Annotated in this window: 22 protein-coding genes; all 22 read right to left on the bottom strand. The window is 46.7% G+C overall.

Annotated elements, in window-relative coordinates:
* Nucleotides 1-4: 4 nt before the first annotated feature.
* The 22 genes from MKFW12EY_RS07020 to MKFW12EY_RS06915 all read right to left on the bottom strand — a co-directional run bounded on the left by MKFW12EY_RS07020 (nucleotide 5) and on the right by MKFW12EY_RS06915 (nucleotide 25,592).
* The gene (locus MKFW12EY_RS07020; RefSeq protein ID WP_054760424.1) at nucleotides 5-1,360 is read right to left on the bottom strand and encodes a phenylacetate--CoA ligase family protein; all 1,356 of its coding nucleotides are present in this window, start codon (nucleotides 1,358-1,360) and stop codon (nucleotides 5-7) included.
* Nucleotides 1,350-2,423, bottom strand: coding sequence for a glycosyltransferase family 4 protein (locus MKFW12EY_RS07015; RefSeq protein WP_054760426.1), 1,074 nt, complete (start codon nucleotides 2,421-2,423; stop codon nucleotides 1,350-1,352). The genes MKFW12EY_RS07020 and MKFW12EY_RS07015 overlap by 11 nt, the downstream gene beginning before the upstream one ends.
* Nucleotides 2,424-2,542: 119 nt before the next feature.
* On the bottom strand, nucleotides 2,543-3,748 hold the full coding sequence (locus MKFW12EY_RS07010) for a TIGR04063 family PEP-CTERM/XrtA system glycosyltransferase (protein WP_221054248.1): 1,206 nt from the start codon (nucleotides 3,746-3,748) through the stop codon (nucleotides 2,543-2,545).
* Nucleotides 3,749-3,801: 53 nt separating this feature from the next.
* Entirely contained in the window at nucleotides 3,802-4,869 is a 1,068-nt protein-coding gene (locus tag MKFW12EY_RS07005) for a nucleotidyltransferase domain-containing protein (protein WP_221054247.1), read from the bottom strand.
* The gene (locus MKFW12EY_RS07000) at nucleotides 4,866-5,723 is read right to left on the bottom strand and encodes an HprK-related kinase A (RefSeq protein ID WP_221054246.1); all 858 of its coding nucleotides are present in this window, start codon (nucleotides 5,721-5,723) and stop codon (nucleotides 4,866-4,868) included. The genes MKFW12EY_RS07005 and MKFW12EY_RS07000 overlap by 4 nt, the downstream gene beginning before the upstream one ends.
* A gap of 372 nt (nucleotides 5,724-6,095) precedes the next feature.
* Entirely contained in the window at nucleotides 6,096-6,881 is a 786-nt protein-coding gene (locus MKFW12EY_RS06995; protein WP_157199274.1) for a hypothetical protein, read from the bottom strand.
* A 99-nt stretch (nucleotides 6,882-6,980) separates the two neighbouring features.
* Complete coding sequence (locus MKFW12EY_RS06990) at nucleotides 6,981-8,870, bottom strand: XrtA/PEP-CTERM system amidotransferase (protein ID WP_221054245.1); 1,890 nt, start codon at nucleotides 8,868-8,870, stop codon at nucleotides 6,981-6,983.
* A 21-nt stretch (nucleotides 8,871-8,891) separates the two neighbouring features.
* Nucleotides 8,892-10,028: a TIGR03088 family PEP-CTERM/XrtA system glycosyltransferase gene (locus MKFW12EY_RS06985; protein WP_221054244.1), complete on the bottom strand. Its 1,137-nt coding sequence runs from the start codon at nucleotides 10,026-10,028 to the stop codon at nucleotides 8,892-8,894.
* Nucleotides 10,029-10,032: 4 nt separating this feature from the next.
* A complete protein-coding gene (locus tag MKFW12EY_RS06980; protein ID WP_221054243.1) occupies nucleotides 10,033-11,229 on the bottom strand; it encodes a TIGR03087 family PEP-CTERM/XrtA system glycosyltransferase in 1,197 nt (398 codons plus the stop codon).
* Nucleotides 11,230-11,231: 2 nt separating this feature from the next.
* Nucleotides 11,232-12,251 carry a FemAB family XrtA/PEP-CTERM system-associated protein gene (locus MKFW12EY_RS06975; RefSeq protein ID WP_221054242.1) on the bottom strand — a complete coding sequence of 340 codons (1,020 nt, stop codon included), beginning with the start codon at nucleotides 12,249-12,251 and terminating at the stop codon, nucleotides 11,232-11,234.
* Nucleotides 12,252-12,253: 2 nt separating this feature from the next.
* Complete coding sequence (locus MKFW12EY_RS06970; RefSeq protein WP_054760436.1) at nucleotides 12,254-13,117, bottom strand: XrtA system polysaccharide deacetylase; 864 nt, start codon at nucleotides 13,115-13,117, stop codon at nucleotides 12,254-12,256.
* 7 nt (nucleotides 13,118-13,124) lie between these two features.
* On the bottom strand, nucleotides 13,125-14,249 hold the full coding sequence (gene wecB, locus MKFW12EY_RS06965; protein WP_221054241.1) for a non-hydrolyzing UDP-N-acetylglucosamine 2-epimerase: 1,125 nt from the start codon (nucleotides 14,247-14,249) through the stop codon (nucleotides 13,125-13,127).
* An 8-nt stretch (nucleotides 14,250-14,257) separates the two neighbouring features.
* A complete protein-coding gene (locus MKFW12EY_RS06960) occupies nucleotides 14,258-15,286 on the bottom strand; it encodes an XrtA/PEP-CTERM system-associated ATPase (protein WP_054760438.1) in 1,029 nt (342 codons plus the stop codon).
* Nucleotides 15,287-15,297: 11 nt separating this feature from the next.
* A complete protein-coding gene (locus MKFW12EY_RS06955) occupies nucleotides 15,298-16,965 on the bottom strand; it encodes a TIGR03016 family PEP-CTERM system-associated outer membrane protein (protein WP_082409734.1) in 1,668 nt (555 codons plus the stop codon).
* The gene (locus tag MKFW12EY_RS06950; protein ID WP_245006454.1) at nucleotides 16,952-17,590 is read right to left on the bottom strand and encodes a polysaccharide biosynthesis tyrosine autokinase; all 639 of its coding nucleotides are present in this window, start codon (nucleotides 17,588-17,590) and stop codon (nucleotides 16,952-16,954) included. The genes MKFW12EY_RS06955 and MKFW12EY_RS06950 overlap by 14 nt, the downstream gene beginning before the upstream one ends.
* Nucleotides 17,591-17,816: 226 nt before the next feature.
* On the bottom strand, nucleotides 17,817-19,181 hold the full coding sequence (locus MKFW12EY_RS06945) for an IS1380 family transposase (protein ID WP_221053570.1): 1,365 nt from the start codon (nucleotides 19,179-19,181) through the stop codon (nucleotides 17,817-17,819).
* A 30-nt stretch (nucleotides 19,182-19,211) separates the two neighbouring features.
* On the bottom strand, nucleotides 19,212-19,562 hold the full coding sequence (locus MKFW12EY_RS06940; RefSeq protein ID WP_221054240.1) for a hypothetical protein: 351 nt from the start codon (nucleotides 19,560-19,562) through the stop codon (nucleotides 19,212-19,214).
* Between the two features lie 10 nt (nucleotides 19,563-19,572).
* Entirely contained in the window at nucleotides 19,573-21,129 is a 1,557-nt protein-coding gene (locus MKFW12EY_RS06935) for an XrtA system polysaccharide chain length determinant (protein ID WP_064023548.1), read from the bottom strand.
* 57 nt (nucleotides 21,130-21,186) lie between these two features.
* Nucleotides 21,187-21,861 carry a polysaccharide biosynthesis/export family protein gene (locus tag MKFW12EY_RS06930; RefSeq protein WP_245006453.1) on the bottom strand — a complete coding sequence of 225 codons (675 nt, stop codon included), beginning with the start codon at nucleotides 21,859-21,861 and terminating at the stop codon, nucleotides 21,187-21,189.
* Nucleotides 21,862-21,888: 27 nt separating this feature from the next.
* Entirely contained in the window at nucleotides 21,889-24,282 is a 2,394-nt protein-coding gene (locus MKFW12EY_RS06925; protein ID WP_054762479.1) for a tetratricopeptide repeat protein, read from the bottom strand.
* A gap of 67 nt (nucleotides 24,283-24,349) precedes the next feature.
* Entirely contained in the window at nucleotides 24,350-25,087 is a 738-nt protein-coding gene (locus MKFW12EY_RS06920; RefSeq protein WP_054762473.1) for a PEP-CTERM/exosortase system-associated acyltransferase, read from the bottom strand.
* A gap of 31 nt (nucleotides 25,088-25,118) precedes the next feature.
* Nucleotides 25,119-25,592, bottom strand: a complete 474-nt coding sequence (locus MKFW12EY_RS06915; RefSeq protein ID WP_054762477.1) for a Crp/Fnr family transcriptional regulator — start codon at nucleotides 25,590-25,592, stop codon at nucleotides 25,119-25,121.
* Nucleotides 25,593-25,599: the final 7 nt, after the last annotated feature.

The following is a 25,599-nucleotide window of genomic DNA, read 5'->3' as shown; positions in this document are numbered from 1 at the left end:
AAAATTATGGTTTTACATGGCTGATCACATACCGAAATTTGCCGGAACGCTCTTTGGGAATGTAATCGGTGTATTCGACATTTATCGTTACCGTCTGGCCGAGGCGTTTTTTAAATTCGGCGACTATTTTTTGTTCGGCATCTTCTCGGTAGCTGGCCGATTTAACGATATGAACCGTCGTTTTTTCCAAACTTTCTTGAGTAATTTTAAAAGCCTCGACGCCTTCCAAATCGCGCAATACATAAATCAGAGCCAAACCGTGTAGCACTGTGCCGTCTAGCGCAACCACGAAGTCTGTGGTCCGCCCCTGGATCTCTTCCAACAACGGTAAACCGCGCCCACATCCGCAAATCTTTTCCGACAAAATTCCCATGTCTCCGGTACGGTAGCGAATGAATGGAAAGTCGCGGGTTGCTAAATGGGTAACGACGATTTCACCCAGCTCTCCATTGGGCAGAGGCTTACCATCCTTGTCCACGATTTCGACGATAATGTCTTCCGCCGTGATGTGCATGCCGCCGTGCGGGCATTGGTGAGCAATAAAACCGGCATCTCTTCCACCATAACCGTTTGCAACCGGACATGCGAATACGCTTTCTATTTTTTCGCGCTGATGATCGTACAAGCGTTCCGAGGTAACGAACGCGACTTTGACACCCAAATCGTCCAACCTAACCCCGGTTTGTTGCGCGCGACTGGCAATATGTGCCAAAGCCGAGGGATAACCGAACAACATTTTGGGCCTGATCTGCTGTAACTGGCGGATAAAACCGTCGACTTTTTCCGCGGACATTTCGAACGCCGGGATCAAATGCGTCCGCAACAACTTATCGCGTAACAGGCGGACTTTGTCTTGCGCGCCCAACTCTATCGGGGAGCCCCAAATCACCGCCTCCGGATCGCCGATATCGACGCCCCACCAGCGAGTCGCCCGCCACTTGGCCGCCACATCGTGGCTGACGCGACGCCTGCCGATGTAAAAAATCAGCGGCTCTCCGCTTGAGCCGCCGGTGTTGAACCTTGCCAAACCAGTCGCATCGTCTGCCTTAAGTTCATCTAAATGAGTTCTTATATCCGACTTGGTCAATAGGGGTAATTGCGTTAACTGGTCTGTACTGTTGAAATTAGCAACATCGAAATTTAATCGTTCGAATAAACGACGATAATAAGGAACGTTAATATTGACATCATTCAAAAATTGACGCAGCCTTTCTAGCTGTCTAGCCTGAATTTGATCAACCGGTAGCCACTGGCTAACCTCCATGTTTTTTCTTAATATAACGGTATCGTGTCTTTTAAAGGCTTCATGAACAGGAAAAATAATGTTCGAACACAGCCAAGTGTAGCCTTCAGCTTGCATCAACCAGCTCCTTATACAACCCAAGCCATTGCTCCTTAACTACGCACCAGCCATACTGGTTCGCGACAGCGAAGCCGTTAACGGCCAGTTTATTATATAGATCAGAATCATTAACTAATTTTAGTATTGCATCAGCGAGCATTTGGGCGTTGTTCGGCTCAACCATTAACGCACTTTCATTGTCCTTAACAATAAAAGGTATCCCGCCAACATTAGTTGTTATCACAGGTAAACCGCATGCCAACGCCTCTAGAACTGAATTTGGCATATTATCTACAGTTGCGGGATTCAACATTATATCTGCATCATAATAGAGTTTAGCGATCTCTTCCGGCTCTAATTTTCCCACGAACTCAACACTATGGGATAATTCCAACGTTTCCGCCAATCCTTTCAATTCATCCTGCAATGGGCCGGAACCTGCTATCACTAGTTTCACATCAATTAATATTGATTTTAAAATAGCTACAGCATGAATTGCGGTATCAATACCGTATATTTTTTCCAAATTGCGCGTAATTACCAAACGAAGCGATCTATTATTGGAGATCAAGTGAGGTTTGAATTTAAACCTTTCTAAGTTTATGATATTTGGGATGACTTTTGTTTTATATCCAAACAGTTCAAACACTTGAAATAAAAACATTGACGGCACCACTAATACAGCAGCTTTGTTCAACGAGGGCGCAACCCAACGTATTGAAGACTTAAAATAACGTTCGGCATCTCCACCACGATAGTTCACTACAACCGGTACTTTTCTGATCCAGCCGATCCAAATTGCCGGAGCTGCGTAGAGTTGCCAGGACCAACCAGAATTAGCCATGACATGCATACATTCTACATTTCCCGCCACTCTCCAAAGCTCAAGCGAATAAGGCACCAAGCGAGCCAAGGCCCTTATCCCTTTTAAATCCGTGACCCACTGCCATTTATAATCCGCGTTCGTCCGAACCAAAGTTACTTTTAAGCCTTCGGAAGTTAGCAACTCATTCAATTGCTTAGTTTGATTTGCCATCCCTCCAAAAGGTGGAGGCAGCGGTCCAATCAATCCAATATGCATATACGTTATCGGTTAAATAGGGATTGTGAATAGAGATTAACTGCTTCTGTGAAGCTATCTAATTTGGCCTTTTTAAGATAGTGCCAGAATTTTATATAATCAGACATGGCTCAGCCCAATCACGTCCCCGCCCGGACCTTGCTATATACGTCAGAGTAATGCGCCACACTCTTAATCCAACTGCGCTCTTCCTCGACAAACCTTCTGGCATCCCGACATATCCCATCAATATCGGCAAGTTCCATTACGTTAATTACAGTTTGGGCAAGATCCGATTTATCGCCAGATCTAAACAAGTATCCAGTCTGGTGATCTCGAATCAGCTCTTTATGACCTCCAACGTCAGATGCAATCACTAAACGACCTTGGGCCATCGCCTCCAAAGGCTTAAGCGGAGTAACCAGATCGGTTAACCGCATCGATAATCGCGGGTAAATAAAGATATCCACCAAGTTGTAATAGCTCTGCACCTGATCATGCGGAACGCGCCCTGGCATCACGACCCATTGTTGTATACCGAGCGCCGCAATTTTTTCGGCAATTTGCTGTTGTTGAGGCCCCCCCCCCACCAACAGCAAACGAACATTCGGTTGTTGCTTGGCAATAGCCGGCAACGCGTCCAGCAGTAACAGCAAGCCCTCATAGGCGTAAAAAGAACCGATAAAACCCAAAACGGTGTTACCGCTTAATCCCAAGTTTTGCAACAACTCTGGGTCTGCGGGTTCGCCGTAACTGAACTTCTCGATATCTACGGCGTTAGGGATGACGGTAATTTTATCCGCGTCGATCTCGCGCTTAACAATATCGCTACGCAACCCCTCGCAAATAGTGGTCACCGCGTCCGCACGGTTGAATACATAGGTTTCCAGATACTGGGTCAAGCGATAACGGAGACTGCCTTCATGCGTGGTGCCGTGGTCTACCGCGGCATCTTCCCAAAACGCTCTGCATTCGTAGACTAATGGTAACCGATATTTTTTTGCCGCTCTCAGAGCCGCCAGGCCATTCAACGCCGGCGAGTGGGCATGCAAAATATCCGGTTTGATTTGCGGGATTATTTGATCCAGACGCCGGTACAGCGTTTCAACAATCCCCCACTGGTTGATTATCGGCAATGTCGCCAACCATCCACTGGGTGAAGCCGAACGGAAAAAAGTCAAACCGTCAACGTCTTCCAATTCCGCGGTAGCACCCAGATGTTTGGCGGAAGTGATATGGTAAGTGTCCCAACCCAGTTTGCGCTGCTGCTCCAAAATAGCCCGAGTCCGAAAGGTATAACCACTGTGTAATGGAATGGAGTGATCCAATATATGCAATATCTTCATGATTTATTTTTATTATTAGGAGCCATTTGCAAACAACCAAGATCGCAAGCAAACTAATGCTTTTCTTTGCCCAACAGCCTGAGCCAAGCCTTTATTGACAAATGCGGAAGCAACAAATACCAAGGCATTTTTAGCCAATGGGAACGAACGTATAACAGCCATCTGGCCACTCCGCTCCAGCGATCGCCGCAACTGGAATGCTCAGGCATAAGCGCCCTTAAAAACAAAAAATCCATTAGCCGCAAGCCGTAACCGCTAGGGGCAGCTTGCCTAGTTCGCTCCAGTGCACCGGCTGAAATTGGAGTACGTAGGATCATATTTAGATATCTGAATGCATAAAAAATGCTGCGCTGCAGTCCTAATTCATAGGCCCGCTCGACTACAAGCATAGCAACATCTTCGGAACTGTTTCCGAGCAGACTGTCTAGATCCACTAAATCCCGCAGACCATGATTCAGCTCACCATCGTAAAAAAGATGGGCCGCACTGTGAATAATCATGTCCTGCAATTGCAATACTCGAATTAGCGGACTGTCTCCCACGCTAACCGCCGCTTCGATGAGTAAATCAGCATTCGGACAAACCTTAGACGTGAGCGGCAAAATATTATGGTGCAAATCAATAACGCTGCCGCGAAAAACATGCCGCAACGGCGGTATTTCGTGCATCCATTTCCGATAGTAGTACTGATCGTAAGTATTCTGCAAACTACTTACCCAACCATGAGCCATTAATTTTTTTTCAGTTTCTGGAATATGTTGCTTCTGCACCAACAAGTCAATATCCGAAAAAAAACGGCCTTTTGCTGCCGCGTAATCGGAAGCGACGTAGGCAGCGCCCTTGAGCAAAATCAATGGCAATCCCAACTCTGCGGCAACCTGCTTAAGCTGCCGTATTTCCCAAAGCAAATCGTTGAATTGCTTATCGGAATGAATGCGTGCCGATTGAAAATGGCGCAACGCCTGACTCGGAATCGAAGTTCCATCCAAGCGATAACACAAGGTACCCGCGAGCATCGAAGCTTGAGCTTGGCGGATCAACAATTCCCATTGCTTTAACGTCAATTTGGCCGCCGATACTTCACCGGTCAAGACATTTACAATAAGGGGAAGCTCGATCATCGCTTTGAATTGGCCAAACTATCGAACGCCGCTATTGCTTGATCCAGCAAACTGTAGCGGTATCGGTAACAATCAGCTCGTTCGACAATCTGCGTCAGTATGTTGAAACCGGCCTTAGCCAACAAGTTATAGTTGAATGAATTATCCGCCAACGCCATAACGGTCGAGGCTTTACCGATATTTGAGAGTTCGGCCTCTATCCCCGGCTCGTACTTGGGAAACACCACCCAGCCAATTGGACAGGCTTGATGCTGCATTTCGACGCTGGCAGAAGGCGGTTTAATATGACAAACACTGCCTTTTACGGTATCCGAACTTAATGGACCGAATACTACATCAGGATAGCGATGTCGAATCAGATCAATAGATGCATTTTTTAAACTGACTGGCCGGGGAAAAGGCGTAACGTAGCCGGTCTGAAGGTCGAGCAAGGCCAGTTCGTCGGATAGCAATCTCCAACCTTCCTGAATCAGACTGGCCGTCAACGTACTTTTGCCGGAACCTGGCGGCGCCGGCATGACCGCTGCGTAACCATTTTTTTCGACTACGGCAGCATGAATGATTAAAAAGGTATTTATCTGGCTGGATACGCACCAGTTCATTCCCCATTCAAATAAAGCCGGAGCATGCTGATGAGGGAGAGGATCGAACGGGGCGAAGCCATCTGCCAGAAAAACGGCTTTCTTTCGAAATAGAATGGCGTTTAAATCATTAACGACGTTTAAGTCGATGTGGAAATCAATGAATGCGCCGTCCGATAACTCATAGTCTCCATAAAGAGAAGATATGGAGGCCGCTAGAGGCTTAATTCTTGAATTAATTGAAAATACGAAACAACCAAGTTGAAGGTTCAAGCCATTCCCGGATATGGCTTGGTAAACAGCTGATGAATTTAGCTCTCGTACTCGCAACAGACAGGTTCGATAAGGTTAATATTGGATAATTTTTTTAAAGCCAGTATTAAATCATTTGGCAACGGATCATAGCTGTTCCCATTGTTATCTTCACGTCTGGCCCAACCAGCCAAATCGTCCAAACCGAATATAGTTCCCGAACAGCAATAGTCAAGAAATTGCTTTGAGATGCCGACAAGAAGGTGGGTCTCGCCTGAGCTTTCGTGATAAACCAACAATCCGTCATCGAAATCTTGAGATATAGCCTTTCCTAAACTACGCCACCGCATGATAACTAACTACAGAGCTAAAATTTAGCTCCAGCAAAACACATTAACAGTTACTGATAAGATGCTTGCAAAATTGAATAACCGTTTCTTCATCATAATCCGAATAACATCTTCTGACGTCCGCTGGAGTTGTTCCGATAAAATTCTTGTCATCGCAAGCATTTACGAACAACCAAGCGAAACAATTATCCCTTGTATACGATCCAGCATTCAACTCCTTGATACAGTCATGCAAACTTCTGTCGTCTGGCACACCGTTGTTCCGAGCGTATTCCAGCGTGATAAAGGTCGTAGCATTTTCCAATTGCCTTACGGCGGAGTGTTTGTATTGAGCTACTTTATTATATTCATATTCAGTGGATTCACCTTCAGTTGTCACCCAATAGTCTCTCGTCTTCCATTTCCCTTTTCTGGAGCTTGATTTGGCCGGAACAGCATCACTTACAGCCCTATCGCGGAGACAGTATCCCCCTTCTAGCCCGGTATTGTTCTCGTGGTACTTAGTAAAAGGTCTACATTTTATCGGCTTAGAAACTGGCCAATTTCCTGCTGTACCCGGTCCGCAATAGTGGCTTGGAGGATTGGGCTTTGGAGGCACATAAGTTCCTGTCCCGGACGGATCAACATTCCCGGCTTTGGCATAGGATTGAAAGCCGGAAATAGTGCCACAACTTCTTTTGCCTCCGCCCCATGCTGAACGATTGGCTAAAGTCATGATTACCGGAGCCACAACACCGGCTTTTGCAAATGTGCGCCGCGATTTATCTACTGCCACATTTTCCGTTGATTGCTCGCTATGCTCGGGCAATGTGTTATTTGCATCGCTCATTTCTGCTCACCCTCGATCTAACTTTGAATTACATCACACTTTAGCAAAACGCTTATCCTCTGTCTATTGCACAGTTGTACAAGGGATATTGAACTAAGACTAAGCCAACTTGTTCCTGGCAAATGCTTCAAACATCAATAACGACCAGATTGCAGAGCTATAATCGCGCAGACCCGACTGATGTTGGCTGACAATATGTTGCAAGTAATTGCGGTCAAACCAGCCGGTGTTCTGTAGCGTTTCGCCCAGCAAGGTATCCTGCACACGCTGTTTTAAAGGACCTCTGAACCAAGCGGATAGCGGCACCGAAAATCCCATTTTCGGCCTATACAGAACATCATAGGGCAGATAGGGTTCCAATGCTTTCTTGAAAATGTATTTGCCTTCCCGTCCTTTTAACTTCAAATCCGGCGGCAAAGTAGCCATCCATTCCACTAATTTATGATCCAACAGCGGCACTCGTACTTCCAGAGCATGCGCCATACTGGCTCTGTCGACTTTGGTCAGAATATCCCCAACCAAATAGGTTTTTAGATCGAGATATTGAACCATCGACAATGGATCGTCCGGAGCAGTCTCACGGTAACGATGAAAGACTTCAACCGCCTGATAACCTTGTAAATCGCGCTTCAACCGTTCACTGAACAATTCGGCACGCATCGCATTCGGCAACACCGAGACGCTATGAAAATAACCCGCCATCGAATCACGACCGATAGATTCCAACGTCGTCTTGGCGCGCAATATCTTCGGTGCCCAATCCAGTTTCGGGTACACCTTGCCAAGAGTGGAAAACAACGGCACGCGTAGGGCATCCGGCAATATCGAGCGCATGCGTTCTTCGTAGGTGTGCCAACGGTAGCGACGATACCCGGCAAGATTCTCGTCGCCCCCGTCGCCAGACAACACGACGGTGACCTGTTTTTTGGCTAATTCGCACACGCGATAAGTCGGCAAAGCCGAACTGTCGGCATAAGGTTCGTCATACAAACCGGAAAGCCGATCAATCAAACTGAAATCATCCGGATCAACCTGCTCTACGCGATGGGAAGTATGGTAGCGCTCGGCCACTCTGGCAGCGAACTCCGACTCATTAAACTTTGGATCACCAAACGAAATTGAGCAGGTATTCACCGGATCAGCCGACAATCCGGCCATCAACGCCACCACGCCGCTGGAATCAACGCCACCGGATAAAAACGCACCTAGCGGCACATCCGCAACCATCCTAATTTTTACCGCTTCTCGTAAGCGGGAGATTAATTCCTCGCCGACATCGGTGGCATGAGCCGAAGTAATGGGTTTAAACGTCACGTCCCAATATTGTTTCGGGCGAAAATTTGCATCACCCCGCTTAATCGCCAAGCAGTAACCAGGCTCCAATTTGTAGACGCTACGGTAGATGGTTTTCGGATCTGGGATATAGCCAAAACTGAAATAGTCCTCTATCGCTGTTGGATCGGGATCTTTCGGCAACAATGGGTGCTGGGTTAACGCCTTTAATTCCGAACCGAATATAAAATGCCCATTCGGTAATTCCGCATAAAACAGGGGCTTGACGCCAAGGCGATCACGCGCCAGGAACAAGGTTTGCTTAGCTCTGTCCCAAATGGCGAAAGCAAACATGCCGCGCAAACGTTCGACACAAGACTCCCCCCAGGCCTGCCAAGCATACAAAATCACTTCGGTATCGCAATGCGTTCTAAAGCCATACCCCAACGCTTCAAGCTCCAATCGCAATTCCGGAAAATTGTAGACTTCGCCGTTATAGGTCAAGACGACGTTCCCGTCCTGGCTGTGCATCGGTTGCTGGCCGCTGGATAGATCGATGATCGATAACCGGCGGTGGCCAAAGCCCAAACCTGGCTCGGTATGTAGCCCCCCCTCATCGGGCCCGCGATGAAACTGAGATTCGTTCATGCGCGACAGCAGACTACGGTCTATTTCGCTCAATCCCCGAATATCGAAAATACCCACTATGCCGCACATATAAAATCTCTCCGCCCCAAATTATTGTCCGTCATACACATGCTGGTAGCGAGCCACCATACTGTCGATAGAAAACTCCGCCAGAATCCGTTTTAACGCAGCCTCTCCGAAGCGACGGCGACGCTGTTCGTCTAACGCCAACTCATTCAGAATCGAAGACAAGCTCGCGACATCCCGCGCCGGAACCAACCGCCCTGTCTCGCCATCCGCCACAAGTTCCGGATTACCGCCGACATCGGTGGCAATAACCGGCAAACCGCTGGCCATGGCTTCCAGAATCGTATTGGAGATGCCCTCGGCCGCCGACGGCAATACAAAAATATCCATGGCACGCAGTATAGCCGGAATGTCACCTCTCTCCCCCGGCACCCAAACGCTATCCGCCAAATTTGCGGCAGCCAACAAATCCATAGCCTCAGCCCTTAACGGACCATCGCCGATCAGAAACAAGCGGCAACAAGCGGCGAATTCAAGCGACTGCTGACAACTTCTTATGAAGGCGCGAACCAAGGTAATTTGGTCTTTGACCCCATGCATCCGGCCCACGGTACCTATAACGACCTTGTCTCTCAATGCCAAACCGCAACCATCGGGAATTATTCTCTCGCCGCCAGCAGAATAAAACACCGATGTGTCGACGCCATTACAAATGCGGGTAATCTTATGCGCAGGAATCCCTACCCTATCCCGTAAGTAATCCTGCAAGTGTCGGGACAATGGAATAAAACGATGGATAATCGTCCCGATGATTCTGCGTAACCACTGATACTTAATTTTGCTGCCATCGGGGTCGAACACATCCCATCCGTGCTCGCCATGAATGCGATAACCGACGCCCGCTAACAAGGCGCAAATCTGGTACTCGATCGCCGCTAAATTGCGAGTATGCACAATCGCCGGACGTAATTGTTTCAACAACCGATAAACGGCATAGAAAGACCGCCAGTCTTGGCCGGGCTGTTTGTGCAGTTGAAAGATATCGACATCGTTCCTGCCGATGCGTTGGCTGAAATCGGTACTTTCAGTCAAACAAATAATAGCGTGGCGATAGGCGTTTTCTGGCAACTTGTTAATCAGATTAACCAAACCGTTTTCAAGGCCGCCGACACCCAATCGGTAAATTATATGAACAATCAAAGGAGGCTTCGCGTCGGCCATACGCTTACGTCCCAGCTAGAATTTGCAGCAACCGGCGGCCACTTTCCACCCAGCCAAAACAATTCCGCACGTAGCGACGGTTAGCCTCGCTGCAACCGGTTTGGTTTTCTAAAAGCGCTAAAACATGCTTAGCATAATCGTCAGGAGTATCCGCTATCGCCAAATGCAAATCCTGCTCCGGCGGAATACCTTCCATTGCTGCTGAGGATGCGACGACAGGCTTGTTCATTGCCAGCGCCTCTAAAACCTTATTTTGAATGCCTCTGGCAATCCGTAATGGAGCCACAATCAAATCGGCATAAGCCAAATAAGGGCGGACATCGTCTACGCGGCCGGTAACAACCACCGCAGGGTCGTTCTCCGCTAGTTGCAGCACTTCTCGCGCCGGTTTGGACCCAACTATATAAAAGCGTACTTCCGGACATTTCGCCGTAATCAAGGGTAAAACCAATTCAGCAAACCACTTCACTGCATCGACGTTGGCCCAATAATCCATCGCTCCGGTAAAGACAATGGATTTCTTATCCGAAGAGAATGGACGCTGGTAATCGAGTGTAGGGTCGAAGCGCTCCGTGTCGACTCCGTTATTGACAAATGTAATTTTTTCGGCGGACTCCGGTGCCAGAGATTTGAATAGATCGGCTTCCTGCTTGGAAACGAATAAAGTGGCTTTCGCGCGAGCGGCAGTTCTCCGCTCGAATCGCAGCAATTTTTCGGCTTCCCGCCGATAAATCCAGCTAGCCGGCCATGTCTTACTCAAGGCATATTGGCGCCACTTGTCGGAATCGACATCGACAAAATCGGCGACAACTTTCAGCGAAGGGTATCCCGCAACGTACTGCGCCATTGGCGATGAAAAAATCAGCGCCCGATCTATCGATTGTTCACGGATAGTATCGTCCACCCAAGTTTGCAGTCTGGCACTACGGTAATACGGCAAGCTCAAGGCTTCATTGGTCAGCAACCCGACTAAGCTCTGGACTTTTGCCAGACGCGGCTCCAGATTGATACAACAGACCTGATTACAAAGACCGGCCAAAGTGTCGACGTGCTGGCGATCATCGGGGTCGTCGATGAAGGTAGCCAGAAAAATTTCGTATTCGACTGCCAAAGCCCTTAGAAAATGGTACGAACGAATCTTATCGCCCTTGTTGGGCGGATAGGGAATCCGGTGAACCAAATAGAGCAATTTGGGCTTCATGCTTAACCCAAATCTTTGGCTAACCAAGGTCCGAGCCATTGACTCACTGGCAGCGGTAGTTTTTTCCAGGCTGCTATAAACAGTTGGTATTTAGGATTCAAAGGATTGATTTCCGGAATTTGTTTTGCAGCCACCAAATCGATTTCATAGAATAGTGGCTCCGGCTCGAATCCCCAGTGTTTTTTAAACCGATACGATCCGGTACCGATTTTGCTTCGGCCATAATCGAAGACTTTGCAGCCTTTTTCGACAGCCCGACGCATAACTTCCCAATACATGAAATCGTTGCCTTTCAAATCGCGGGCGGCGTCGACACCGCCTCCGTAGTACGGCAAAACCTCGTCCTTGAAATAAAAACTCATGACGCTAGCAATTAAGCGCCCTTCGTGTTCCACGCTCAGCACTTCACAACTTTTACCAAAAACTTCTTTTAATATCCGAAAGTAATTTTTTGGAAAAACAGGCGTGCCTAAATTTCGAACGCTCTCCGAATAGGCCGCGTATAACCTATCCACGTTATCATCTATTACGCTAACCAAACCTGCTTTGATACCGGCTCGTACCATTGCCCGTTGTTTACGCGGGATCGCGTTCAAATTCTTTTCAACATCGGTATCGAGTTCTTTTCTGAATGTGACGTAAAGTTCTTTATGTGGCCATTCGGGATGCGCCTGATGGCGGTTTCGCATCTCTAAACAATCGACGCCTAAATCCCTGGCTAGTTGCTGGGCCTGCGATTGCAAAGCCTTAAAAGACTGATCGTCGCTGGCAAGAATGCCGCCGTAGACACAAAATGCGTTGGATACCAACGAATTTCCGAACAACAGGCTTTTAACATGTGTTAATGGCAAAACCCCGGTAATTTGACCATCCTGCTCGAAATAATAGTAATAAGTCGGATGCCCGAACGCCCGTTTTATTACTTGTTGCCAAGCCGCCAAATGAAAAAAACTACCGTCGGCCGCCGCCATGACATAGTTATCCCAACGCTCTGCTTGGGCAGGCTCTAGCAATTTGATCATGGTTAATGATGACAGTCTGTTTTGTTTAGAAAGACATTGCGCATTGTATCCCAGGCAAAATCGGTTATCAGGTTATCCAACCTGTCGTGCATTTTGCTGAGATTCAGATAATGCCTGAAGCGGGTCTTGAAAGACAAACCCTGTTGCTTGGGTTGTTCAGGATCAATTTCCCATGGATGAAAATAGAAAATTCCGGCTTGCTGCTCCTTATTATTAATATAGCGGTACGCCCATTTGGAGAACGAATAAGGATATAAGCGGAAAAAGCCGCCGCCACCGCACGGTATATTCCTCCGGAACAGATTCAAAGTCGTTATCGGAATTTCCAACAAACCGGGAGCGTTAGTCGGCCGGTAAGCGAAACGCGGCGCATCAGGCATGCCGTACAGATCGTGCTTTACCGGATAGATGCTGGAACTATAGGAAAATCCCTCCTCCTGCAAAATTTCCAAAGCCCATAAATTCTTGGCACCGATCGAATAACTGGCGGCACGGTATCCGATAACGCTCTGTCCCGAGACATCCTCCAAAATCAGCTTACTTAGGCGCAGGTCTTCTCGAAACTGGTCCGGCGTCTGTTCGGTAACCCTTGTGTGCTGGTAACCATGGGACGCAAGCTCATGCCCTTCGGCAACGATTCTACGCACTAAGCCAGGATAACGTTCGCCGACCCAACCCAAAGTAAAAAAAGTGGCTTTTACTTGCCGTTGCTGGAATAAATCCAGAATTCGGCCAGTATTTTGCTCGACCCGATGCGGCAGCTTATCCCAGCGGTCACGCGTTATATGTTGCTCGAATGCAGAAACCTGAAAATAATCTTCGACGTCCACTGTCATTGCATTGATTGGTTTTATCGTTACATTCATCGATTCGTCACCCTGCCTGCAAATAATGCCGCAAAATTTCATCGACTATTCTGACTGCTGCCCGACCATCCCAGTATTCAGGGACTCGGCCGGTTTTACCGCCGGTAACCATAATGTCGTCGACACACGCCATAATTTTCTCAGGGTCGCTTCCCACGATAGTATTGGTACCTTCCGTTACGGTTATGGGGCGCTCGGTATTCTCCCGTAACGTAACGCACGGCACACCCAGAGCGGTAGTTTCTTCCTGCAACCCGCCCGAATCAGTCAAAACCAGTTGCGCGGACTGCATTAATCCCAAAATCTCCAGATATCCCACTGGCGGAAGTAAGGCTACTTGCCGGCCAGAAAACTCGGATAACAAACCGGCATCGCTTAATTTTTGCTGCGTCCGCGGGTGCACAGGGAACACTACCGGCACTTTATTACTAATATCTGCAATCACTGAAACCAAACGCGACAGGGTATCGGGATCGTCGACATTCGACGGCCTATGCATTGTTAACAACGCATATTTTTTTTCGTAGATTGGTAATGCGACATCGTAGCGCTGCAGAATTTGGTCTAAAGAATCCGCTTGCTTACAATTAGCAAGCAGAGTATCGATCATGACGTTACCACTGAATTTGATGCGTTCGGGAGCGATTCCTTCTCTGACTAGATTGGCCTCCGCCGCCCGCTCAGTAGTAAACAATAAATCGGAAATTTGATCCGTCAACACCCGATTTATTTCTTCCGGCATTTCACGGTCAAAGCTCCGCAATCCCGCTTCCACGTGAATCAAAGGAATGTTTTTTTTAACGGCTACCAGGCCGCATGCAATAGTGGAATTGACATCGCCGACAACCAAAACCGCAAATGGCTTGACTTCGTCCAAAACCGACTCGAAACGTAGCATAACGTTAGCGGTTTGAACCGCGTGCGTACCGGAACCGACACCCAAATCTCGATCCGGCTCCGGTATGCCCAATTGCCGAAAAAACGTGTCCTTCATCGTTTGATCGTAGTGCTGCCCGGTATGCACGAGGTAAGGTACGACCCGATCTTTTACTAGTTGTAGCTGACGAATAATTGGCGCCATCTTCATGAAATTCGGCCGCGCGCCGACGACACAGACTATGGTCTTGGACATTATTAAACCTATTCGGAATCCGTTGTTTCGCCGTAAACGCTATCCATATCCAACTGCAACAGGATCGCCTTTCTGAGCAAGGCTTTTTCTTTACTTACGCTGTTTCTCAGGTTATCCACGATGGCTTCCAATCTGTCCAATCTTTGCTCAAAACTAGCATCGTCGTTCGAAATGCGGCCGGCAACCAAGGTCTGTGTGCGAGTGTCTTCGTCGCCCGACTCCAGTAGCATTTCTTCTTTGACCTCAACGATCACTTTTCTAACGGCTTCTTCGTTCAATAGCGCCAGCTCTTCCAAATAACCGAACAGCAATAACCGATCGCACAGCGAGTTAATCCTCCGTGGAATGCCGCCGGTAAACTCATGAATCACATCGAAAACGCCCGGCCCGAATTCCGGCGTTCCGCCCCAACCGGCCGTCTGCAGACGAAACAGTATATATTCCTTGGTTTCCTCCAAATCCAGGGGATCGAGCTGAAATGTAGACACGATACGTTGCTTTAATTGCTCCATATCGGCAGCATAAATCGTCCGCTTCAGTTCGGTTTGACCAACCAGGAAAACTTGGAATACGGGGTTGCCGTTTACATCTAAGTTAGTCAACATTCGAAGCTCTTCCAGCGACTGCTTCGGCAAGTTTTGCGCTTCGTCGACGATCAATAGCAATCGCCGCCCCTCTCTTGCTTTCTCGACAATAAATTTCTCAAAACCCGAAAGTAAACTGGCTTTGTCCGTTAAAGAAAAGGTAAAACCGAAAGTCGATGCCGCCATTCTCAACGTATCTTCAGGACCGACCTGTGAGGTCATCATCACACCGATCAACAATTTGTCTTTATTCAAATTTTTGATCAAACTTTTTACCAGCATGGTCTTACCGGTACCGGGAGAACCGATGACCAACACAAAGCCTTCGCCCTGCGTTAAGCCGTAATGCATGTAAGCCAAAGCCCTTTTATGCACAGAACTTTGAAAGAAAAAATCCGGATCGGCGCTAAGCTGGAAGGGCTTTTGCGTAAGATTGTAAAAACCGTCGTACATTGTCTAATTATTCAGAAACGAACGTTGAAGTTGGCTGATGCACGGTTTTCAGTATAGTCGAAAGTGGAGGTGTCTGAACTTTGGCTGATGTGGCGAATCTCGAAACGGGTATCCATCAGCAAAGGACGTCCAAGATTGATCGGGATAGAACGATTGAGGCCCAAAGCCAAGTCGTATCGAGTGTTGTCCGCTAATTGACCCTGGTTATGCTGCCAAGATGGGCGAAGATAAAAATTCAACCTTGGCTCGACCTGCCACTGCCAACCTCCCGAGATACCATAAGACATGTCTTCTCCGGCTCTTAGCTCGTAAGATCGCCTTTCGTTATACATGGAAGCGGTGTAACTACTTTTGCCAGTCTGGTAACTAAATGACAAGGTCCCTCTTTTTCTAATAATAACGTCGTTGACCAGATCAAAAGGATTTGAAACAAGCCGAGAATTGTTAAAATTAGGACCGGGAATTAACCGAGTACCTGCGGGATCAGATGGGTCCAGCATCAAAAAACCCTGGGCTATTAAATCTTGCGTATTTATCACTTGGCTCAGGTTACCGGACGCATCCCTGATAAAGTATCCCTGCTCGGTCAACAACTGCTGTGTAGTAGTAGTTTCCTGGTTATAATTAAATCCGAAATTAGCTTGTTTGAATTGGTATCTTAGACTGGCATCCCAAGAATCGCCGGTATTAAGCCCCACATCTTTATTACGGTATGTAATTGTAGAACTGAAATTACTTGACGGATTGAATTGCACCGTAGCGTGTTTGTTATTGCCCAAACCGACTTCCAATGAATACCATCGACTAGGATTCCAGCGTCCACCCAGCGTATAAAAAAAACCATTTCGAATACTATTCTGGGTGGTCTGATAATCATTATTTTCGAAACCAGCAAGCCCGAAAACACTAAACTTTCTACTCAAAAAATAGCGCATATCTCCCTGGTATTGTTCAAACCGAACATCCTGCCCCGTTCCCCTGGTTTGCTCATTCGATGAATAATTCAGAGCCCAATTCATACTACTAAAAAAAGAGCCGCTCGCCAAACGGGCTTGGCGCGTAAAAGCATCCGAATCGGTTACAAAATTATCCGGAACCAAACTCGCCGCCTGAGAAGAACTGGAAGTGTCGAAAGTAGATCGGCTGTAACCCACTTTGAACAACCCACTCCCAAACTGGCCGAACCTTGGCGTCCAGTACGGAGAAATACTGAAATTTGTATTTTCAGTGCGTCCGCCGACCCCGGAAATATTATCGGTAGTAACTAGCGCATTACTAATATTTTGCTGGCTAATCGAGCTGCTGGTCTGAATAAAAAGGGTATTCCTGACGGCTTGGTACAAAGAGGTCATGTTCAATTGGTGATTAAAATCTAAATCATCACGCCCGCCGGCATTATGCAAGCCTTGTAAGCGATAATTCAGATTAAAATTACTCCAAGGTGACGAGCCATTTATAGAGAGCCCTGGCGCCACCTCGGTGACAAAACCGCTTTTTTTTTCGATATTAGAAAGGTTTATATTATCAGTAAACGTCTCGGTAGCCGACAAACTTGGAGTAAGACGCCAGTCGAGTCCATAACCAATTCCGGGATAGAAAAAACAAACTAAAAAACTAGAGAAGACGAGCTTACAGGGAACTACCTGAAACCGAGAAGAACAAGAATCAAAAATGCCCATATTTACCATAACTGTAGTTATGACCATATATATCTATTTCTTTTCTTGTCTTGTTTAGCAGCGTCATAACCACATCGCAATTGCTCAACTTGGAAACCGATTCATTAACAACGCTTTGTGGAGTAGCCTCCGCGGCAATCACAAGCACAACCTGACCGACAAGCTCAGCCAATATCTGAGCCTGAGTCGCCACCAACAGAGGGGGGGAATCAAAAATTACAATCCTGTCCCTATAGCGGCGGCTTACTTCTTCCGCGAACAAATACATTCTTTGACTGGACAACAATTCGGTTGAATATTTATGTCGTTTACCTGCGGTAATAATACTTAAATTAGGCAGATCGGTTTTTAACAAAATATCCGAAAAAGTGACCTTGTCATCCTCCAAATACTCTATCAACCCACGAGAATTATCAATTCCAAGCTGCTTAGCAATATTAGGCTTTTCAACATCGGCATCAATAAGCAGAACACTTTTATCCCTTTCATTAGCAATACTCAACGCCAAGTTAATGGAGACAAATGTTTTACCCTCCCCCGGCAAACTACTGCATATTAAAATCAAATTCGAACGATTAATCCCATTGCTTTCAGCCCCTTGAATATTACCTGAATCCGTGCTCACGCCAGCTTAAACGGCCCTGAGTGCGCAAGGGGCGCATTTTCTCGATACCCGATCCGGCTTGCGTTGTTTTTATCGTCCTACTAGCGATGTGTTTCTCAAAAAAAATCTAGCGTTGCCTTTCATCAGCGCATTTTCTGCCCCTTTGACAGGGCATGGACAAACACCTGACGGCCCGGCCTTATCGGCAAGGAGGGGCGTTCATGAAACATCGGGTTTGCGGCGTCGTTTATCCCGTCGCGGCAGGTGGCTGAACCACCAGGCGTTGCTGCAGATATTCAAATAACCGGGCAACCGGCGACGCCTGCCCCAAATCCAGCCACCACTGTCTGGCTTTGTGTATGACTTGCCCGGCACGATACATGATTTCCTGTAACACTGTTTTGATCCGCCGCCGCTTGGCTGGATGCCGGATCGGCGCCAAGTCACCGAGCAAGCCCAGTTGTCCGAGCAGTCGCAAACAATTGTATGCCAGCATGCCGAGACGCAGGATGGCGTCGTTGGTGTCAAACTTGCCAGACGGTAGACGTTCCAGATCGAGGTCGGTTTTGAACTCGGAGTGGAATTGCTCATGGGTACCGTGGTCGCGATAGCGTTCGATGACCATCGCTTCCTCGTCGTCCAAACTGGTCCACCAGCCTTCCAGTTCGATGTCCGGTAACAGCAGGTGTTGCCCGTGTTTGCTGATGGTACGTTCGATCAGGCGTATCACTAGGCGGAAGCGGCGGGTTTGTTTGCCAAAGCGGCGTTCGACGTTCATCGAGAACAGCGCTTCGCGCTTGCCCGGACGCTTCTCAATGAAGGCGCCGAGCGCCTCGGCTTGCGCAATCCAGCTATCTTTGTCCTGGCGACGTGGGTTCCATTTCACCAAATACTCGAACTGCCGACCCAGAGCCGCCCAGCGGTCTTTTTCAGCCGCCGCTGCAAACAATAACTTGGCGCTATCGAAACCCGAATCCTTGCGCATCAGCACGGCTTGATCAACGGGCACCAGACGTTCGACGCGCGGCAACAGCCGTTCCAGAAAATACTCAATCTCCAGTGACGAATGCCAACGTCCAGGCCGTAGCTCCAAACCCACGCACCAGCCTTCGTTGCCCAGATAGGCCGCTACCGGCGTATACCCGTCCACACCCTGATAGGTACGACTGACCTCTTCCTTCTTGCTGCCGCTTTGATCCATCACAAAGGTGTCTATGTCCAGGCAGACGTACCCTTTGTGCGGTGTGATCGGCGCGTCGGAGCGTTCAATCAAGCGCATCGACATCTCGTCCAACGGCTCCCGCAACGCATCACTGACGCGGTCCAGTCGTTGCCGCAACCAGACGCTGCCCGGCACTTTACGCAGGTTGAGCGCCTGCTTGAAAAACCGGTCTTCCCGAAACGGCTCGATCGCCTCGAAATCGCTCTTGCCGATGCTGAGCAGGGCGGTCGCTGATTTGACCACGTCCGAAGTCTTGATACCTTGCGAGACCGGTATCCGTCCATCAACCACCGCTTCAACATTGATGATGTCCAGGCATTGCCCGACCAAGGCCAGCCCGGCATACGAGGTGAATTCCTTTTTTGAAGCTTTCAGTTTGAAGCGACTCATGAGCAGTTAGGGTGAAAAAATAAACGCCAATTATCCCTTATTTATCATTACATTACAGAGCAATTGGCGCGCAGGAACACGGACTAAGGTATTATTAACCAAAGGCCGCTTAATCACTCTAAACTCTTCTGCGAGTTGAGACTTGGCATTATTACTATCGATAAAACCATTTTCAGAAAGCGCCTGCCAATCGATATTTACAACCCTATCTGGAACAGCCTTGCTTGCTAGGTCAACAGCCGACTTCTCTCCTACGAAAGAATTAGCATCAGAAATTTTGCGGTCTCTAGCGCTATCCAATTCAACTGAATCGGTTCGCTCGCTAGTGATTACAAGCCCTTGCTTGGCGGCTTTATTCAGCGCATTTTCAATAATACTCATAATTTACGCCTTACTTAAGTATTTCCAGCGCCATAATACCGATATAGCCAGCCACCAATAAGAGCAAAGTAGAGACCAGTATCCAGTCAATATTCGTGGTTTTATTTATACCCTGAGAAGTTAGGGATACACTCCCTAGAGAAGGCAAGCCCGTTACTACTCGAACTTGCCTTGCAGACATAAATACCGGGCGTATAAAATAAATCAAAAAAGCAACACAAAATCCAATTACAATACTGACCAATAAAACCAATGAATAAAATAATTTTCTATTAGGGAAGCTGGGCTTATCTGGCTTGCTCGGTGGATCGGCAATTTTGAATTTCAGCCTTGAAGTTTGATCATCCACCCGCTCTGTAATGTGGGCTTGTTCTCTTCTTTCCAATAATTCAGAATACTTGCCACTGATCGTTTCATAATCGCGATTTAGATTTTTCATCTCGGTCTCGATAGTCAACCTTTCGTTCAAGCCTTCTTCCAGCTTAGCAATTCTTTTGCGGATAGACTCCACCAGAGCTTCATTTGAAGCAACTTCAGCTTGGGCATTGTCAAAGCCCATTTTAAGGGCTTGAACGTAGGGATTTGTCATTTTGGCAGGTGCTATCGAAGTTTGATCTTCGACTTTATTTTCTTTATTAGCCAATTCTTGCTTACTTGCTAACTCCTGTTGTTCTTGACTCTTTAATGTATCTATCAATTTATCAATTTCAATGATGGAGGGGTGCTTTTCGGTATATTTCAATAATAACTCTGTCCGTTTATCCTTGAGCGATTCGATTCTAGCGCTATCAGCGGAAGATGATACTTCTTGCGATGCAGTCGGAATACCCCAATCCTCGTCTGAGTCGCGCACTTCCGCTACCTGTTCTGCCAGAACATCTCGGCGAGAGATGGCCTGTTGGAGAGCAGTATTAGCGTCCTGATACTGCTCTTTCATCTTTTGCAACGCCTGAAATTGATCTGCGTCGTTCAATAAATCCATATTAGTTCGTTTAAATTCCTCTTTTGCCTTTTCCGCATCCTGCAACCTGATTTCGTAGTCCCGAATTTGTTGCTCTATGAATCTTTGCGCGTCGCTGGCATCCGCCAAGGCTTTACCTTCAGTTTGCTCTGAAAACACCGTTAACACTGCTTGTACGACACTTCTAGCGACTTCTGGATCTCTGGCGCTAAAAGCGATGTCAAAGATATCTCCACGACCACCCGCAATGGTAATATCTTTCTTAAGCCTCTCGATTAAATCCGACTTGCCGCCAAACTCATCCTGAATACGACTTAACTGCGATAACTCGATAATTTTCTCCAAATTTGGCCTAGTGAACATTAACTGCTGAATTATTCTTATTAAAGCGGATATATCCGGTTCGATTACCATCCCTCTCATAAGCGGTCTAATCACAGTTGCAGAGTCTATATGCACTTTTGCTTTGGACTCAAACCTATCAGGCATTAAAAAAATATAAGTCCACGCACCTATACAAACTGCAAGCGCAAATAAAATCGCTACACGCTTGTACTTAAGTGTGCCTTTTAAATAAAAATAAACTTCGGACAGATCTTGCTGCATAATTAAAAGACCCAAAATTACCCACAATTAAAACCAGCCAGCACACCGAAAATGACACTAAAAATACGCATCTGGGATAATTAAAATATCACCGGGCATCATCAAAACATTGGCTGTCAAATCGGCGTCATCAATAAGATCATTAATTCTCACCGCATAAGGCTTAAGCTCTCCATTAATATTCCGAATAACACTGGCTCTATTTCCATCGGCATACTGATCAAGCCCTATTTGTATAATAACATCCAACAATGTCATACCCCTTTCGTAAGGTATCGACTTTCCTTGGTAGCGACCAATTCCACCGCCACCGCCACCGCCACCGCCACCGCCACCGCCACCGCCACCGCCACCGCCACCGATTCTACCTATAATTCGAATTTGCTGATCCCTAACACCTTTGAATCCTCCGACCATAACTACGACCTGGGGGCTTTTGACATAGGTAGACAGCACCTTCTCAATATCTCTGGCTAGCTCGAAAGGTGTTTTACCGCTCGCTAAAAGCTCCTCAACCAACGGAACAGTAATTTTGCCATCAGGCCTTACCGCTGCAGATGTCGATAATTCAGGATTTCCCCATACGAATATGTTGACACTATCTCCGGGTCCGATTCGATAGGTATAGTCAGAAGCTTGCTGTATGTCTTCAAGCAAAGGCTGCGCACACCCGCCAACGAACAAACAAGCGAGCACCGCAACCCAGGCAACAAAGAATTTTTTGAAAATCATCAACATGGCCTATTATGAATTTCTAATTTATTTAATTGTAGAATGTTCAATCTCGAACACCATCTTCTTCGCAACATCCTGTCCAGCAAAGCCTTTCTTCTGCCTATCCGATAAAGCGATAGCCTGCTTTAATTCGGATAATGCAGTTGCTTTATTGCCACTTTGGTAGTGGGCAACCCCCAAATGGTATCTGAATTCAGGTAGTTTTGGCTCCTTGATGATGAGTTCTTCCAGTAATTTTAGTCCATCAGTAACTCTACCGGACCTTACAAGCGCCCACGCATAGGTATCTTGAAAATAAGGGTTATCGGAGTTTTTAAACCTCTCGGCAAGCGCCATACCCTTGACCAAGTTATCCTGGTCATCCGACTCTACAAGCAAAGCCGACAAATTATTTACAACAACGTCGACATCCGGATGCCTTTCAAGCAATTCTTCGTAAATTTTCTTTGCATTCTGTTTTTCGTTGACTTGCTCGTAGAGCCCCGCCAAAGCCAACGCTAGCTGAACGTCGTCCGGATTAGCTTGCAAACCTTTCAAATATATTTGCTTGACTGATTCCACATTTTCACCGGATAAGGCTTGGACTTTAGCCAAAGCCAAATAACTGGAAACTGATTTAGGAAATTTATCAATTTGTGCAGAAAGTAGCTTTTTAGCTTTGCTGTAATCTTTATTAGCTAAGTAAACATCCGTCAAAACACCAACAATCGTAGAGTCATCCGGATGCTTATCATGGTGAATTTCCAAATAAGAAACAGCTTTTTCTTTCTGTCCGGACGCATCAAAGCTTCGCGCCAGGTTTACCATAGAATTAAGATGCCCTGGAAATTCTTGAAGAATCTTGTCATATAATGCTATCGCATCGGAATATTTTCCTTTACCCTGCAGTACGTTGGCTTGAAGATAAAACGGCACAGCTTTCTCTTTGGAAAATAAAGCTATTTTATGCACAACATCCTGCGCCTGATCCCAACGTTTTTCTAAAATATCAAGCTCTGCCTGGCTAATAAGAAAATTAATTTGATTTGGCTTTAATTTAAGGGCTTTGTCTAAAACTTGTCGTGCAGTATCTCTTTGCCCTGTTTGGATATAGGAACTAAAGGTATTATTAAAAGCAACCAAGTTGACCGGATTTACTTCCAGCGCTTGCTTGAAATATTTATCAGCAGTCTTACGGTCCTTTTTAACTTGGTGCACTTGCCCCAAAAGAGCATATACCTCGTCTAAATTTGCCTTATCCCATACAAGCTTGTTGAGTAAAACCAGAGCCTCATCAGGATTGTTTTCGGCCAAGAATAACCTTGCTCTTAAGAGTTTTGCAGGAACGAACTCAGGATTCGACACAAGCACTTGGTCAACAATATTTTTTGTGACATCGTATTGCTTGGCCAGCATGGATGTATCTGCGATCAGAACTTTCGCTGTTAGCCCTAAGTCGCCATCTCCTTCTAATTCAACAACTTTCTGTAATCCATTTTTGGCCGTGTCGATAAAGCCATTCGCCATCATCCACTTCGACAATTCCAATATTAGGGCACCCTGCCGCTGATGACGATTTACCATGACCTCATACTCGACAGGCACCCTGTCTTTAGCTCTAGCATTAAGAAACTCTAACAGAGTAATTTCGGAATCGGGCTTATAGCCTTCCTTTTCGGCAACAATCCGGAGCAAAGATTCTGCCAAATCCAGTTTGTTCGTCATGGAATAAATTGAGGCTAAGCTCAATTTAAAATTATTGTTCTCTGGGTATAAATCAACAAGGCTTTTATAATCTTCAATTACTTTGTCAACCTGGTTGTTAGATGCATTTATCTTCACCCTAAACAAACGCAAAGCTATATTCTTGCCGTCTTTATCTAAGCCTTTCCCAATTAAATCCAAAGCATCAGCCGGCCGATTGGCCTTGTAAGCTAAAGCGGCAGCTAAAGACAATACATCGACGTTATCTTGGTTATCCTTCAAAATTTGCTGGACAATTTGACTGGCTTGATCGGACTTCTCCTGTTTGACGTAAACGGAAGCCTCAATAATTTGAGCTTCTAAATTGCCGGGGTCACTAGCCAAGGCCGCTTTTGCAAGCTCCAAAGCCTTATCCAAATCGCCAGATAAAACATTTAGCTTGCCCAGCTTGATTTTAGCGTCAAGTAAGCCGCTATCTAATTCCAACGCCCTGGTCAAATTCTGCTTCATAGCTTTGTAATTATTGGATTTTTCATCCAGCAAAGCCATGTAATAGTAAGTTTCCCCTCTTTTGTCGTCACTCTGATTGGCGCTTTTCAACTCCAAGAAAGCTTTATCCAATTCGCCTTTCTCGATAAAGTCTTTTCCTTTTTGTAGATGACTATCGGCGGTTTCTACCGGTGAATTACATCCGAACAAAAGTAGCGCACAAACCAGCGCAAAACCTTTATCCACGTTATCCTTATATTTTCTTATCACCACTTAGAAGTACTCCAAAAATGCCATTACAATTTCGTGCGCGTCATTCAGCGATGCTTTGTTTGATCCATGCATATAGCTCCCGCAACTCCGCATGCATGTTTGCCAACACCGATTGCGTTGTAATGAAGTAAGGCGCGCGAATGCCATGATAGTCGATGTCTTTTCCGACTCTCTGAAAATCAATTCCTGATCGATGCATCATTCGTGGTAAAAACGGCTCCATCATTGCAAACACGTTAGTCCGTCTATCGATTTCGGTCAAAACCGTTGCCGCAAAAAAACATGCAACCGCAATAGTCGAAAAAGTCCTCTGCTCTTGCGCGGAGAAATGTAATCCGTTGATTTCGCCGAAACGAGTCAGACTCTCACCAGTCCTTCTGCGAAAAGCGCCATCAACAGCCAACCTGGATATTTCACACACCGTGTTTCTGTCAAGCTGCAGACTATCAAGCGTATTGCGATCCAGGCTGTTGCTGCAGTACCTTTCTAAAGGTAACGGCGCCTCCGATTCCGCCCCCAATGCAGGAACTAATCTGACACAGCCAGCGGGCAAACCAGTGTGGATATGGGTAATCAAACAATGACGGGAGAGTTGATCATACTCATCAATCTCAAGCTGATCTTTAAAATGCTCTTGCGATTCATATTTGAACTCTTCGCAATACACCCTATACCTTATTCGAAAAACCTGCTGTTTTTGCGCAACAGTTTCCGCTAGGGAGACCTTAAAATAGCGACTAAAGCTTTCCGCTAATGACAGCTTTTGTGCGACGTCCATTCTATGCGCTCTCTGATAAATTGCTTATCGACTACAAATACTTATCGATATCATGAGCTTTTATACCCCACGCCAATAAATGTTCGATACGATCGTTCGCCAAACCTAAACGCCTGGACATAGTTTGAAACAACTCTTTCAAAAACAAATACCCTTGAATAGGATGATCGTCCATATACACGCTCAACATATCGCTACGAATTTCCAGCAACTGCACGTCTGTCACCGAAATAACCGAAGCCGTGCGTTCCCTCGATTCATAAAGACACACATCTCCGAAGACTGCGCCGGCCTCCAAATCGCACAACCCCGGACTAACCCGTTTATTACCATCCAACTCGGCCCCACCCAAAACCCTGACAAGACCTTCTTCCAAATAAAACAAAGTTTTTCCAGGATCGCCCTTCTTGACGATAGTGGCACCCGCACTCAGTCTGTATCGTCGCCAAGCGCAGCCCTCTTGAAACAACGGATTCTTCAGAACGTCACTAAGTATCTCTATCATCAGGCCA

The sequence above is a fragment of the Methylomonas koyamae genome (assembly GCF_019669905.1).
GTDB classification, from domain to species: Bacteria; Pseudomonadota; Gammaproteobacteria; order Methylococcales; family Methylomonadaceae; genus Methylomonas; species Methylomonas koyamae.
The sequence above is the reverse complement of the archived record's forward strand: the minus strand, read 5'-3'. Positions and strand labels throughout refer to the sequence as shown.

Bases quoted from the DNA above. Each gene is read 5' to 3' on its own strand.
- MKFW12EY_RS07020 (WP_054760424.1), bottom strand. From the start codon at position 1,360: ATGCAAGCTGAAGGCTACACTTGGCTGTGTTCGAACATTATTTTTCCT.
- MKFW12EY_RS07015 (WP_054760426.1), bottom strand. From the start codon at position 2,423: ATGCATATTGGATTGATTGGACCGCTGCCTCCACCTTTTGGAGGGATG.
- MKFW12EY_RS07010 (WP_221054248.1), bottom strand. From the start codon at position 3,748: ATGAAGATATTGCATATATTGGATCACTCCATTCCATTACACAGTGGT.
- MKFW12EY_RS07005 (WP_221054247.1), bottom strand. From the start codon at position 4,869: ATGATCGAGCTTCCCCTTATTGTAAATGTCTTGACCGGTGAAGTATCG.
- MKFW12EY_RS06995 (WP_157199274.1), bottom strand. From the start codon at position 6,881: ATGAGCGATGCAAATAACACATTGCCCGAGCATAGCGAGCAATCAACG.
- MKFW12EY_RS06990 (WP_221054245.1), bottom strand. From the start codon at position 8,870: ATGTGCGGCATAGTGGGTATTTTCGATATTCGGGGATTGAGCGAAATA.
- MKFW12EY_RS06985 (WP_221054244.1), bottom strand. From the start codon at position 10,028: ATGGCCGACGCGAAGCCTCCTTTGATTGTTCATATAATTTACCGATTG.
- MKFW12EY_RS06980 (WP_221054243.1), bottom strand. From the start codon at position 11,229: ATGAAGCCCAAATTGCTCTATTTGGTTCACCGGATTCCCTATCCGCCC.
- MKFW12EY_RS06975 (WP_221054242.1), bottom strand. From the start codon at position 12,251: ATGATCAAATTGCTAGAGCCTGCCCAAGCAGAGCGTTGGGATAACTAT.
- MKFW12EY_RS06970 (WP_054760436.1), bottom strand. From the start codon at position 13,117: ATGAATGTAACGATAAAACCAATCAATGCAATGACAGTGGACGTCGAA.
- wecB (WP_221054241.1), bottom strand. From the start codon at position 14,249: ATGTCCAAGACCATAGTCTGTGTCGTCGGCGCGCGGCCGAATTTCATG.
- MKFW12EY_RS06960 (WP_054760438.1), bottom strand. From the start codon at position 15,286: ATGTACGACGGTTTTTACAATCTTACGCAAAAGCCCTTCCAGCTTAGC.
- MKFW12EY_RS06955 (WP_082409734.1), bottom strand. From the start codon at position 16,965: ATGGGCATTTTTGATTCTTGTTCTTCTCGGTTTCAGGTAGTTCCCTGT.
- MKFW12EY_RS06945 (WP_221053570.1), bottom strand. From the start codon at position 19,181: ATGAGTCGCTTCAAACTGAAAGCTTCAAAAAAGGAATTCACCTCGTAT.
- MKFW12EY_RS06940 (WP_221054240.1), bottom strand. From the start codon at position 19,562: ATGAGTATTATTGAAAATGCGCTGAATAAAGCCGCCAAGCAAGGGCTT.
- MKFW12EY_RS06935 (WP_064023548.1), bottom strand. From the start codon at position 21,129: ATGCAGCAAGATCTGTCCGAAGTTTATTTTTATTTAAAAGGCACACTT.
- MKFW12EY_RS06930 (WP_245006453.1), bottom strand. From the start codon at position 21,861: ATGATTTTCAAAAAATTCTTTGTTGCCTGGGTTGCGGTGCTCGCTTGT.
- MKFW12EY_RS06920 (WP_054762473.1), bottom strand. From the start codon at position 25,087: ATGGACGTCGCACAAAAGCTGTCATTAGCGGAAAGCTTTAGTCGCTAT.
- MKFW12EY_RS06915 (WP_054762477.1), bottom strand. From the start codon at position 25,592: ATGATAGAGATACTTAGTGACGTTCTGAAGAATCCGTTGTTTCAAGAG.